This is a genomic window from Streptomyces sp. NPDC002004 (genome assembly GCF_053593975.1).
Genome location: NZ_JBSFDP010000002.1, coordinates 346,590 through 358,790 on the forward strand (window position 1 = coordinate 346,590; position 12,201 = coordinate 358,790).

At 70.9% G+C, this 12,201-nt stretch carries 13 protein-coding genes; 6 read left to right on the forward strand and 7 right to left on the reverse strand.

The genetic code is table 11. The annotated features are described in order from the left end of the window. The 6 genes from ACWCP6_RS04555 to ACWCP6_RS04580 form a co-directional block, all read right to left on the reverse strand. The gene (locus ACWCP6_RS04555; protein WP_450930833.1) at window positions 1–408 is read right to left on the reverse strand and encodes a hypothetical protein; all 408 of its coding nucleotides are present in this window, start codon (window positions 406–408) and stop codon (window positions 1–3) included. 214 nt (window positions 409–622) lie between these two features. Continuing rightward, the gene (locus tag ACWCP6_RS04560) at window positions 623–1,384 is read right to left on the reverse strand and encodes a succinate dehydrogenase iron-sulfur subunit (protein ID WP_450930834.1); all 762 of its coding nucleotides are present in this window, start codon (window positions 1,382–1,384) and stop codon (window positions 623–625) included. Further along, complete coding sequence (gene sdhA / locus ACWCP6_RS04565; protein WP_450930835.1) at window positions 1,384–3,138, reverse strand: succinate dehydrogenase flavoprotein subunit; 1,755 nt, start codon at window positions 3,136–3,138, stop codon at window positions 1,384–1,386. The genes ACWCP6_RS04560 and sdhA overlap by 1 nt, the downstream gene beginning before the upstream one ends. 22 nt (window positions 3,139–3,160) lie before the next feature. Further along, window positions 3,161–3,640: a succinate dehydrogenase hydrophobic membrane anchor subunit gene (locus ACWCP6_RS04570; RefSeq protein ID WP_450930836.1), complete on the reverse strand. Its 480-nt coding sequence runs from the start codon at window positions 3,638–3,640 to the stop codon at window positions 3,161–3,163. A gap of 5 nt (window positions 3,641–3,645) precedes the next feature. Beyond that, window positions 3,646–4,026: a succinate dehydrogenase, cytochrome b556 subunit gene (sdhC, locus tag ACWCP6_RS04575; protein ID WP_450930837.1), complete on the reverse strand. Its 381-nt coding sequence runs from the start codon at window positions 4,024–4,026 to the stop codon at window positions 3,646–3,648. 147 nt (window positions 4,027–4,173) lie between these two features. Then, window positions 4,174–4,764: a 2-oxo-4-hydroxy-4-carboxy-5-ureidoimidazoline decarboxylase gene (locus ACWCP6_RS04580; protein WP_450930838.1), complete on the reverse strand. Its 591-nt coding sequence runs from the start codon at window positions 4,762–4,764 to the stop codon at window positions 4,174–4,176. A gap of 373 nt (window positions 4,765–5,137) precedes the next feature. Here ACWCP6_RS04580 and ACWCP6_RS04585 point away from each other — a divergent pair, with 373 nt between their 5' ends. The 4 genes from ACWCP6_RS04585 to ACWCP6_RS04600 all read left to right on the forward strand — a co-directional run bounded on the left by ACWCP6_RS04585 (window position 5,138) and on the right by ACWCP6_RS04600 (window position 9,110). Further along, window positions 5,138–6,712: a family 20 glycosylhydrolase gene (locus ACWCP6_RS04585; RefSeq protein WP_450930839.1), complete on the forward strand. Its 1,575-nt coding sequence runs from the start codon at window positions 5,138–5,140 to the stop codon at window positions 6,710–6,712. A gap of 158 nt (window positions 6,713–6,870) precedes the next feature. Further along, window positions 6,871–7,608 (forward strand): DUF4328 domain-containing protein, encoded by a 738-nt coding sequence (locus tag ACWCP6_RS04590; RefSeq protein ID WP_450930840.1) that lies wholly within the window; start codon window positions 6,871–6,873, stop codon window positions 7,606–7,608. Between the two features lie 115 nt (window positions 7,609–7,723). Continuing rightward, window positions 7,724–8,296 carry a hypothetical protein gene (locus ACWCP6_RS04595; RefSeq protein ID WP_450930841.1) on the forward strand — a complete coding sequence of 191 codons (573 nt, stop codon included), beginning with the start codon at window positions 7,724–7,726 and terminating at the stop codon, window positions 8,294–8,296. An 82-nt stretch (window positions 8,297–8,378) separates the two neighbouring features. Then, window positions 8,379–9,110, forward strand: coding sequence for a hypothetical protein (locus ACWCP6_RS04600; protein WP_450930842.1), 732 nt, complete (start codon window positions 8,379–8,381; stop codon window positions 9,108–9,110). A gap of 39 nt (window positions 9,111–9,149) precedes the next feature. On the opposite strand, the gene ACWCP6_RS04605 is transcribed toward ACWCP6_RS04600, so the two are convergent. Continuing rightward, on the reverse strand, window positions 9,150–9,893 hold the full coding sequence (locus ACWCP6_RS04605; protein ID WP_450930843.1) for a class I SAM-dependent methyltransferase: 744 nt from the start codon (window positions 9,891–9,893) through the stop codon (window positions 9,150–9,152). 260 nt (window positions 9,894–10,153) lie between these two features. Here ACWCP6_RS04605 and ACWCP6_RS04610 point away from each other — a divergent pair, with 260 nt between their 5' ends. After that, a complete protein-coding gene (locus ACWCP6_RS04610; RefSeq protein ID WP_450930844.1) occupies window positions 10,154–11,446 on the forward strand; it encodes a sensor histidine kinase in 1,293 nt (430 codons plus the stop codon). 203 nt (window positions 11,447–11,649) lie between these two features. After that, a complete protein-coding gene (locus tag ACWCP6_RS04615; RefSeq protein ID WP_450930845.1) occupies window positions 11,650–12,183 on the forward strand; it encodes a hypothetical protein in 534 nt (177 codons plus the stop codon). Window positions 12,184–12,201 lie beyond the last annotated feature (18 nt).

Below are 12,201 nucleotides of genomic sequence, written 5' to 3' on the forward strand. Positions count from 1 at the left end.
TCACGCCCCCGCCGCCGGAGCGGTCCAGCCCTGCGGCGGCACCGGCGGCTGCTGTTCGCGCTCCATCATGCCGCGCCGCCGGATCTTGTTGAGCACCCATACGTTCCCCAGGTGCAGCCCGCCGAGCACCAGCAGCACCACGCCGAGCTTGGTCGACAGGGCCTCGAACACCCCGCGGACGTCGTCGATGTCGTCGCCGCCGCTCAGGTAGAGCGCCACGAACCCGAGGTTGACCAGGTAGAACCCCACCACAAGGAGGTGGTTCACCGCGTCCGCCAGCTTCTCGTTCCCGCGCAGCACATCCGCCAGGAAGATCCGCCCGTTCGTGCTGAGCGTCCGCGCCACCCACACGGTGAGCCCGATGCTGATCACCAGGTAGACGACGTACGCGACCACTGTGAGGTCCATGCCCCACCCCTCCTCGAACTTCCTTGAACGCGTTCAAAACGCTTTCCCGAGGGGGACTCTAGACCTACTTTTGAACATGTTCAAGCGAGGGTGTGGCTCGCTGCTCCCGCCGTTCGCCCCGGTGCTCCGTGGGGTGGTCCGGGTACGCCGAAGGCCCCGTTCCCAGCCGGGAAACGGGGCCTTCGGTGACGTACGGCCGATGTGGCCTGGAAGGTCAGAAGCGGCGCGTGATCAGGGCGCGCTTGACCTCCTGGATGGCCTTCGTGACCTCGATGCCACGGGGGCATGCGTCGGTGCAGTTGAAGGTGGTGCGGCAGCGCCAGACGCCGTCCTTGTCGTTCAGGATCTCCAGGCGCTGCTCGCCCGCCTCGTCGCGCGAGTCGAAGATGAAGCGGTGCGCGTTGACGATGGCGGCCGGGCCGAAGTACTGGCCGTCGTTCCAGAACACCGGGCACGAGGAGGTGCAGGCGGCGCAGAGGATGCACTTCGTCGTGTCGTCGAAGCGCTCCCGGTCCTCCGCCGACTGCAGGCGCTCACGCGTCGGCTCGTTGCCGGTGGTGACCAGGAACGGCATGACGTCCCGGTACGCCTGGAAGAACGGCTCCATGTCCACGACCAGGTCCTTCAGGACCGTGAGGCCCTTGATGGGCTCGACCGTGATCGGCTTCTCCGGGTTGATGTCCTTGATCAGGGTCTTGCAGGCCAGCCGGTTCTTGCCGTTGATCCGCATGGCGTCCGAGCCGCAGATGCCGTGGGCGCAGGAGCGGCGGAAGGTGAGCGTGCCGTCCTGGTCCCACTTGATCTTGTGGAGACCGTCGAGGACGCGCTCCTTCGGGTCGATCTCCAGCTGGAAGTCTTCCCAGGTCGCCTCGGCCGAGATCTCGGGGTTGAAGCGGCGGATCCGGAACGTGACCGTGATGTAGGGGGAGGCCTGGGCGGCCTGCTCCTCGGCCTTGTCCATTACGGGGGTAGCCATCAGTACTTACGCTCCATCGGCTGGTAGCGGGTCTGGACGACCGGCTTGTAGTCGAGACGGATGGACTCGGTGCCGTCGTCGCCGACCTCGCGGTACGCCATGGTGTGGCGCATGAAGTTGACGTCGTCGCGGTTCGGGTAGTCCTCGCGGTAGTGACCTCCGCGGGACTCCTTGCGGGCGAGGGCGGACACGGCCATGACCTCGGCCAGGTCGAGCAGGTTGCCCAGCTCGATGGCCTCCAGCAGGTCGGTGTTGAACCGCTTGCCCTTGTCCTGGATCGCGACGTTCTTGTAGCGCTCCCTGAGCTCGGCGATCTTCTCGACCGCCGTCTTGATGGTCTGCTCGGTACGGAACACCATCACGTTGGCGTCCATCGTCTCCTGGAGCTCCCGGCGCAGCTCGGCCACCCGCTCGGTGCCCGTGGACTCACGCAGCCGCTCGACCTGGGTGACCACGAGCTCGGCCGGGTTCTCCGGCAGCTCGACGAAGTCGGCCTTCTGCGAGTACTCGGCGGCGGCGATGCCGGCGCGGCGCCCGAAGACGTTGATGTCCAGCAGGGAGTTCGTGCCGAGGCGGTTGGCACCGTGCACCGACACGCACGCGACCTCACCGGCGGCGTACAGGCCGGGGACGACCGTCGTGTTGTCGGACAGGACCTCACCCTCGACGTTCGTCGGGATGCCGCCCATGGCGTAGTGCGCGGTCGGCTGGATCGGGATCGGGTCCGTGTAGGGCTCGATGCCGAGGTAGGTGCGCGCGAACTCCGTGATGTCGGGAAGCTTCGCGTCCAGCTGCTCCGGCGGAAGGTGCGTCAGGTCCAGGTAGACGTGGTCGCCCTCGGGACCGCAGCCGCGGCCCTCGCGGATCTCCGTGTAGATGGAGCGCGAGACGACGTCACGGGACGCGAGGTCCTTCATGACCGGCGCGTACTTCTCCATGAAGCGCTCGCCGTCCTTGTTGCGGAGGATGCCGCCCTCACCACGGGCGCCCTCCGTCAGCAGGATGCCCATGCGCCAGATGCCCGTCGGGTGGAACTGGAAGAACTCCATGTCCTCCAGCGGCAGACCGCGACGGTAGACGGCCGCCTGGCCGTCACCGGTCAGGGTGTGCGCGTTGGACGTCACCTTGAAGAACTTGCCGGTGCCGCCGGACGCGTAGATGACCGCCTTCGCCTGGAAGACGTGGATCTCGCCGGTGGCCAGCTCGTACGCGACCACGCCCGCCGACTTCTTGACGCCGTCGACCTCGGTGATCAGCTGGTCCAGGACGTAGAACTCGTTGAAGAACTCCACGCCCTCCTTGACGCAGTTCTGGTACAGCGTCTGGAGGATCATGTGGCCGGTGCGGTCCGCGGCGTAGCAGGACCGGCGGACCGGCGCCTCACCGTGGTTGCGGGAGTGACCGCCGAAGCGACGCTGGTCGATCCTGCCCTCGGGCGTGCGGTTGAACGGCAGGCCCATCTTCTCCAGGTCGAGGACGGCGTCGATGGCCTCCTTCGCCAGGATCTCGGCCGCGTCCTGGTCGACCAGGTAGTCGCCGCCCTTGACCGTGTCGAAGGTGTGCCACTCCCAGTTGTCCTCCTCCACGTTGGCCAGCGCGGCGGCCATGCCGCCCTGCGCGGCGCCCGTGTGGGAGCGGGTGGGGTACAGCTTCGTCAGAACGGCGGTGCGGCTGCGCTTCGTCGACTCGATGGCGGCGCGCATGCCGGCGCCACCGGCGCCGACGATGACCGTGTCGTACTTGTGGATCTTCATGTCGTTACCTCAGCCCCGTGGCCTAGCGGATGTTCGGGTCGAAGGTGAAGATCACCAGCGTGCCCAGCAGGACGGTGAACACCGTGGCGGTGTAGAGCAGGCCCTTGAGCCACAGGCGCGTGTTCGGGCGCTCGGCATAGTCGTTGATGACCGTGCGCAGACCATTGGCGCCGTGCAGCATGGCGAGCCAGAGCATGGCCAGGTCCCAGACCTGCCACCAGGGGTTGGCCCAGCGGCCGGCCACGAACGCGAAGCCGATCTTGGAGACGCCGCCGTCCAGCACGAGCTGGATGAGCAGGTGGCCCAGGACGAGGACGACCAGCACGATGCCGGACAGGCGCATGAACAGCCAGCCGTACATCTCGAAGTTGCCACGGGTCGACTTGGGAGTCTTGCCGGTGCGCTTGCGCGGAGCCTCGATGAAGGGCGCGGGGTTGTCGACGTCGTACAGCGAGGCGCCCTCGACGGGGCCGACGCCTGACGTGCTCTCAGTGGTGGCCATGGGCGTCAGCTCCCGAACAGAACACGAGCGGCGTGCCCGAGGACGGGGTAGATAGCCCCGGCCATCAGCACGATCCAGATACCGACAACGGACCAGAGCATCTGCTTCTGGTAGCGCGGGCCCTTGGACCAGAAGTCGACGGCGATGACACGCAGGCCGTTGAGCGCGTGGAAGAGGATTGCGGCGACGAGGCCGTACTCCAACAGCGCGACGATCGGCGTCTTGTACGTGGCTACGACCTTGTCGTAGTCCTCGGGGGACACACGCACAAGAGCGGTGTCCAGCACGTGTACGAACAGGAAGAAGAAAATGAGGACGCCGGTGACTCGGTGAGCCACCCAGGACCACATTCCTTCCCGGCCGCGGTACAGCGTTCCAGCCGGCACGGAAGAACCCTCCGGGAGCGGTCTTGGGGCCGCGCCGGCTTCAGTGTCGGTCGGGCCCGGCCGGGTACGGTCCACCGGCCCCGGCCATCGTAGCGACGTGTTGTCGGAACGCTCACGCGGGGCCCGTCCGTGTGATCAAACAAGCAATCAAACAGGCACGTACGGGCTATCGGGACGGCTGCCGGGGCGGCTGTCGGAGTGGTTCAATTCCGCTGTTTCGGTCATCAAGCGGGTGATCCGCCCCCGGGCGAGTCGCCGCAACTCCTCCGCGGCCATGACCCGCTCGTCCTCGCGATCGTTGTTCAGCCGTGACCGGATGCCGTCCAGGACCCGGTCCAGGGCTTCCCCCTGGGTGCAGTCGTCCAGGCAGATCACGAACACGTGCCCGAAGCGGCTCTCGTACGCGGCGTGGGCGGCGTCCAGAGCGGTGCGTGCGGCGTCGGAGCGGGCGACGCCGGGCGGCGCGGCCGGCGCCTCCAGGGCGAGGGCCTCGGTGAGGTCGCCGGGCGCCAGGTCGTACGCGGCCTCGTCGGCGGCCGCGAGCAGCGCGTCCAGGTTCGGGTAGGGCCGGTGCGCGATGAGCCGCTCGGCCCAGCGGTGGCTGGCGCAGCACCCCAGTAGGGCGTGGTGCGCCTGGGGTTCCGGTGCCGCGTTGAACCAGACCAGTCCCGGCGGCGGGGCCGGGCGGCCGGGAGTCGGGACGGGTCCGCCGGGCGCCGGTGCCTGGCGGCCGGGCACCGACGCGGCCCGGCCGGCCGCGGATGCGCCGCGGCTCTGCGCCGCGCGTATGGCGGCGTGGCCGGGCAGGCCTGGGGATCGGTGCGCGGGCAGCGGGGCTCCTGTGCGGGACGGTGATCCGGCCGGTCTTCGGGCCGACGATCGAGAGCGATACGGCAGGGGGCCAGGTGAAGGATGTGTCGTCACGTTATCGATGTGAGGTGGAAGCCGTCCGACGGATGCGCGAATTTCACCCGAATGGAAGAGTTTGGGGTGCCGTGGGTGACGGTCATCACGCTGGCCGTGCCTAGGTTGGCATTGATACGACTGGGCGCCTTCACGGCTGCCGGACGCCGACGCACGGATATCGGACACGGGAAAGGAGACGGCCCACATGGCCAAGTCACGCTGGGCCTGGCTCATAGCAGCGGTCGCGATGGTCGCACTGACCGTTGCGGTCGCCCTCTGGCCGCGAGAAGGCGGGAGAGCCACCGCGGAGCGGCCCGCGGGCGCGAAACCCACACCGACGCCCACCCGCACCTATCCGCTCTCCTCCGCGCCGCAGACCATCCCGGCGGTGCGGGAGCACACCCCGGCCCGCGGGCCGGGCTGGAAGCCGCGTTCCTCGGCGCGCGTCGTGGTCGCCGACCCGGGCCTCGAGGACGAGGGCCGGCTGCTGGCCGGCGAGCTGAAGCTCGGCTACGGGGGTTCCGCGAAGCCGGGCCCCGGCGATGTGGAGCTGGCGCTGGACCGCGGGGCCGGGGCCGGCCCCGAGGCGTACACCCTCACCGTCAAGGACGGCCGGGTGAAGATAGTCGGCCCGACCGACGCCGGTGTCTTCTACGGCACCCGCACCCTGAAGCAGGAGGTGCAGGGGGGCGGTACCGCCCCCGAGGGCGTCGTGCGCGACGCGCCCGCCAAGCCGCAGCGCGCCTTCAATCTGGACATCGCGCGCAAGCCGTACTCCGAGGGCTGGATAGAGGACCGCATACGCGAGCTCGGCGACCTCAAGTACAACCAGCTCGGCCTGCACTTCTCCGACGACCAGGCCTTCCGCATCCAGTCCGACACGCACCCCGAGATCGTCGCGAAGGACCATCTCACCAAGGCGCAGGTGCGCAGGATCCTCGCGGTGGCCGCGAGCCGGCACATCACCGTCGTGCCGGAGATCGACTCGCCGGGCCACCTGGGCGCGGTGATCGCCGCCCACCCCTCGCTCCAGCTGCGCAACGCGCAGGGCGTGCCCGCGCGCGGCGCCGTGGACATCTCGAACCCGCAGGCCGCGCGGATCGTCGACGACCTGCTGAACGAGTACGCGAAGCTGTTCCCCGGGCCCTACTGGCACCTCGGCGGCGACGAGTACAGCGCGCTGATGGTGAAGAACCCCGAGGCCTCGTATCCGCAGCTGGCCTCCGCTGCGCGGGCCAAGTACGGCCCTAACGCCCGCGTCCAGGACCTGGCGACCGGCTGGCTCAACGCACGGGCCGACGTGGTGCGCGCACAGCACAGGACCATGCGCGCCTGGAACGACGGCTTCTACCGCGGCGGCGTCGTGCAGCCCGCCGCCGACCTCCAGGTCGCCTACTGGACGGGCAAGGAGATCGGCGCCCGCGACCCCGTGCAGTACCTCGGTGCGGGCCGCAAGCTGATCAACTACAACGACGAGTACCTCTACTACGTGCTCGGCCAGCCCAACAACTTCGTCTACCCGACCGGGCAGCGCATCTACGAGCAGTGGACCCCGCTGGTCGTGCGCGGCACGAACCCCGTCCCCGCCTCGTACGCGGGCCAGATCCTCGGCGGCAGCTTCGCCGTGTGGTCGGACTTCCCGAACGCCCAGACCGAGGGCCAGGTGGCGGCCGGCATCCGTATGCCGCTGCGCGCCACGATCCAGAAGCTGTGGGACCCGGGCCGTCCTTCCCTGTCGTGGCCGGCCTTCGTGAAGCTGGCGAACCGGCTGGGCGGCTGAGCCGCCGGGCCGCCGAACTGCCTGGACAGCAGGGCGGCCCGGCCTCTACCTTTCGGCGGGCGGCCACCGGGTGGTGGCCGCTTTCGCATGCCCGGTCCCGGGGAGGGACCGCAGCCGTTCCAGGGGGACCACTCGCCGTGCTGTGCACTCACTGCCGCATGAACACCGCGGATCCGGATTCGAGGCTGTGCACCGTGTGCACCGGTGCGGCCGCTCCGGAGGACGCCCGGGGCGGCGACCCGGCCGGGCCGGTCCCCGCCGAGAAGGACGCGCCGCTCGCCGCGCCCGTCCGGCTCTCGCTCGCGACCGTGGCGCTGCTCGGTGTGTGCATCGCCGTGGACGTCGTCGCGCTCTTCGCCGGCGCGTTCGTCCACGCCTCGGACGACGGCCGGGCGGCCCGGCGGGCCGTCCACCTGTACGACACCGTGGTCGAGGCCCATGCCGCCGCCCTGGTCGTGTGCGGGATCGTCTTCGTCGTGTGGCTGCGTGCTGCCCGGGTGAACGCCGAGGTGTTCCGGCCCGACGGGCACGAGCTCAGCCGTGGCTGGGTCTTCTGGGGCTGGGTCGTGCCGATCGCGAACCTCTGGTACCCGCGCCGCGTCGTCCTCGACGTCTGGCGGTCCAGCGATCCGCGGCGCCCGGACGGCCCCGGGCCCCGGCCCTCGCACGGCCTGGTCAACGCCTGGTGGGGCCTGTGGCTGGTGGGCCATCTGAGCAACCTCTCCGACGTCGCCGACAGCCGTTCCACGGCGGACTACCACGACGCGTTCGCCGGCTGGGCCGTCTACGACCTGTTGGACATCGCTGCCGCCACCCTCGCGATCGTCCTCGTGCGCACCCTGACACATATGCAGCAGGTGAGGATCCTCCAGGGCCCCGGACTCCTCGTCCCCTGACGGCCCTGCCGACGCGGACACGCATCGACCGAGGGGCGATTTTCGGCCAGCAGTGACGTTCCTGAGCCATCGCACGCAGTAAGGGGAAGTGCGGCGTGCGTAAAGGGAGGCGTGGATGAGCCTGGTGGAACTGATCGCTCAGGCCGATCAGCGTGGTCTGGCGGCGAGCGGTCTTGCCTGCCTCGACCGGTGCGTTCCGCTGCTGGGCGGGGACGAAGAGGTCCTGCGCCCGCTGTGGTCGAGCCTGGTGGACGGCGAGGACTGGACCGAGCGCCTGGCGGCGGCCCGCAAGGAGCTGACGGACGGGCAGGGCGAAGCCGTCGAGTGCGACGACTTCCCCGATGAGGCGGCGACGCTGGTCCGCCGCATGCTCGGCGCCGCCCCGGACGCCCCGGGCGAGGGCGACCTGCGCGCCTGGGCCGACGCCTGCTCCGTCGCCGCACTGCAGATCCACCGGCTCCTGGACACGGCCGACGACGACGACGAGGGTTCCCTCGCGGCGCGCCGCGAGGGCCGTACCGAGGGCATGTCCCCGCTGGTCGCGGCCGAACTGCGCCGTCAGATACGCATCCTGGAGCTGCTCTCGGACCACGGCGCGACGGGCCTGCGCCAGGCGCTGGACCTGTCCACGGAAGGCCGGCGCATCCTGCGCGCGGTCGTCTCCCGGCGGGCCCGCGGGCGGTGCTGAGACCGACCGGGGCGGAGATCCGGCTCCCGGACTGCCCCTGGCCGGGGCACGCGCGGCGCGCGTCGAAGGGGGATACCGGCGCATGTACCGCGTAGGCGTCGGCTCGCCGCGGGCCTGGCTCGTCCTCGCCGTGCTGCTGAGCCTGCTGTTCGCGCTGCTCGTCCTGCGGCTCCCCGCGTTCGCCGGCCCCGGGTACGGGCTGCTGCGCGCCATCCCGACGGGCGGGAGCCGGGGGTGCGGGGCGGATGTGCCCGCGCGGCCCGAACCGCTGGGCGAGGGCGAACGGGACGAGGTCCCCGCCCTGCGCATCCGCAGCTACGGCTACTACGACCCGGGGCCGAAGCTCCACGGCCGCCCCCGCTTCACCCTCTCCGCCACCGTCGAGGCGGGCGAAGCGCCGCTGCTCCTCACCGCGCCGGTCGCCGAGCACCGCGTCACCGTCGACGTGTTCGGGCCGCACGGCGAGGGCCGCACCGCGAAGGCGCGCGGCCTGACCGCGACCGTCGTCTCCGGACCCGCCGGCAAGCGGATGCCGACGCCGACGTCCGGGAGCTTCCGGGCCGCGCGGGAGCGGGACCTCTACCTCGAGGTGGAGCTGCCCCCGGGCGCCGTCTGCCCCGGTCACAGCCTCACCGACGTGACCACCTGCTCGCCCGCCGACACCAACCAGGTCGAGGACTGCCCCGTCGTGACCCTCACCCTCGCCGACCCGGCGATCCGCGCCTACCGGGCGGACCGGCGCTCGCAGCCGGCCGGCACCCTCAGCGACCGCCTCGTGGCCGTGTCCTGGGAGCCGGACCTCTCGAACACCTGACGCGGGCGCGTGTGCGGGGCCCCGGCGAGTGGGGCGGGGTCATGCGTCGTCGACGGGTCTGCGTGCGATGAGGAAGGCCTGCGGGGTGGTCTCGGTGTCATCGGCGGGCTCGCGCACCATCCGTGCGTGCACGGACAGCCCGGCCCGGTCGAGGAGTTCGGCGATCCGCTCCGGCCGGTGCCGCCGGAAGTCGAGCGACACCGGGTGACCGAAGGGCCGGTCCAGATGCAGCGGCTCGTCCCCCACCTGGAAGGCGACGAGCACATGGCCGCCGGGCGCCAGTACCCGGCGGAACTCGTCGAACGCGTCGGGCAGCCGGTCCTCCGGCAGGTGGATGACGGAGTACCAGGCGGCGATCCCGCCCAGCGAGCCGTCCGCCAGGTCGAGCTCCAGCATCGACCCCACCTCGAAGCGGATCTCCGGGTGCGCCGCCCGTGCCAGCGCGACCATCCGCGGTGACAGGTCGATCCCGAACACCGGAAGCCCGAGGCCGTGCAGATACGAGGTGGCGCGCCCCGGTCCGCAGCCCACCTCGGCGACCGGCCGGCCGCCGCCGTCCTCCAGCACGAGACCGGCGAAGCCGCCCAGCACCGCGCGTTCCAAGGGCTGGGCTTCCAACCAATCGCGGTAGCGGTCCGCGTACTCGCCGGCCACGGCGTCGTAGAACGACCGTGTCCTGGTCAGATGCTCCGGCTCGGTCCCGGGCCGGGTACCGGCCTCGGCCTCGGCGTCGCCGGTGTCGATCCCGGTCGCGGCGTCTTCGCCGGTGTCGATCTCGGTCATGGCCGACGACCCTATCCGGTTGTCCCGTACGGGTGTTGCGCGAGCGGGGCGCCGCGATCCGGGCCGCGGCCGGCCACCTCGCACCACGGGCTGCCGGGCGGCGTGCGCATTCCTCCGGCCCGGGGCGGCGTGCCCGGCTCCGCAGACCGGTCCCGACCGTGCGACAGGGCCAACACACGGACCCTTACCGGGAGTTTAGGTGCGCTTCGGACATCATGTCCCGCGGACGATTCCGCGTTCCCGCCTCCGGATCCGAGGTCATGGCCAGTATTCCTGAGGGAGGGCATCGGCTGCTGACCCCGCCGCGGCCGAAGCACCCTCCGCGCGAGCAGCAGCGCCTGCCCCGCCGCACCGCACACCAGCACGAGCCGACGCGGCGCCCCCCGCACAGGGGCCCGACGATCCGGATGCGGTTGACGCTGCTGTACGGCGGCATGTTCCTGATGGCCGGGACCGTGCTGCTCCTGATCATCTACTTCCTGGCCGCCCGGGCGCTGCGCGACAGCGGCGTGGCCTTCCGGATCCACGGGGACCACGACCTCAGGGTCGTCAGCGACACCTGTCCGGACGTCGGTCGGGCCCGGAGCACCGACGGGCTCGACGGCGTCATGGGCGCATGCCTGGACGACCAGCGCGCCGCCTCGCTCAATTCGCTGCTGCAGCACTCCTTGCTGTGCCTGCTGGCGCTGGCTGCGCTGGCCTTCGCCCTCGGGTACGTCCTGGCCGGGCGGGCGCTGTCCCCGCTCGGCCGTATCACCCGCATGGCACGTACGGTGGCCGGCTCCGAGCTGCACCGGCGCATGGAGCTGGCCGGGCCGGACGACGAGTTGAAGGAGCTGGCGGACACCTTCGACGAGATGCTCGACCGGCTCGACCGGGCCTTCGACGCGCAGCAGCGGTTCGTCGCGAACGCGTCCCACGAGCTGCGCACCCCCCTGGCCATCCAGCGCACGCTCCTGGAGGTTCATCTCTCCGACCCGGGTGCACCGCTGGAGCTGCGGCAGCTGGGCAGGACGCTGCTCGCCACGAACGACCGCAGCGAACGGCTGGTGGAGGGGTTGCTGCTGCTCGCCCGGAGCGAGAACGGCGTCTCCGAGCGGAAGCCGGTCGACCTGGCGGAGATGGCGGAGCGGGCCGTCGACCAGGTCCGCGCGGAAGCGGTCGCCGACGGCGTGGAGCTGCGAGGCCGGCGCGCCCCCGCATCCCTGCGGGGGAACGGCGTGCTGCTGGAGCGGGCCGCGTTGCATCTGGTGCAGAACGCCGTCCGCCACAACACCCTCGAAGGCGGGTGGGCGGATGTGACCACCTCGGTCCGGTCCGGCCATGCGGTGCTGACCGTGTCCAACACGGGTCCGGTGGTCCCGGCGTACCAGGTGGACGGCCTGTTCGAGCCCTTCAGGCGGCTGCGCGCGGAGCGAACCGGGGGCGACCGTGGCGTCGGCCTCGGCCTGCCCATCGTCCGCTCCGTGGTCCGGGCCCACGGCGGAAGCGTGACGGCCGTGCCGCGGGAAGGCGGCGGCCTGGAGGTCCGGATCGCGCTGCCGGTGCGGTGACCGCTCCGCGTGGGGCGCAGTGTTCTGCCGCCTTCGGCGGGCATGCCGGGAGGGTGCGGCCGCGCTCGCCGAGTCCGGGCGAATAGTTGCTGTTCAGGGGCGGTTTTTCGGGGCCGGGTCGCCGTTTCGGGGACCCCGTGTCACCCTCGTTTGGGCGCGCACAAAGTGACAAATGGGGCAGAAGTTCATGATGGGAGCACTTCATGAATGCACCGTTCCGTAACCGCTGGAGGCTCGCCGTCGCTGCGGGCGGCCTGGCGGTGGCGCTGGTCACCGGGGCCGCCGCGAGTTCGGCAGAGGCCGCGCCTGCGTCGTCCCCGACCACGACGACGGCCAAGCCCTCCCCGACGACGACGAAGAAGCCGACGAAGAAGCCCACGAGGAAGCCCACCAGGAAGCCGACGAAGAAGCCGTCGAAGACCCCGACCAAGAAGTACACCAAGAAGCCGACGAAGAAGCCCACGAAGACCCCGACCAAGAAGCCCACGAAGACGCCGACGAAGAAGCCGACCATGACTCCGTCGAAGAAGCCGACGGGTACGCCGTCGAAGAGCCCGACGACGTCCGCGTCGCCTTCGAAGAGCCCGACGACCTCCCCTTCGCCGTCGAAGAGCGGGTCGGCGTCCGCGTCGCCGTCGAAGAGCGGGTCCACCTCGGCGTCGCCTGCGACGAGCGCGGCGACCTCGGCCTCGGCGTCCGTGAGCCAGTCGGCCTCACCGTCGGCGTCGAAGTCGTAGCCGGTCGCGCCCCGGTCG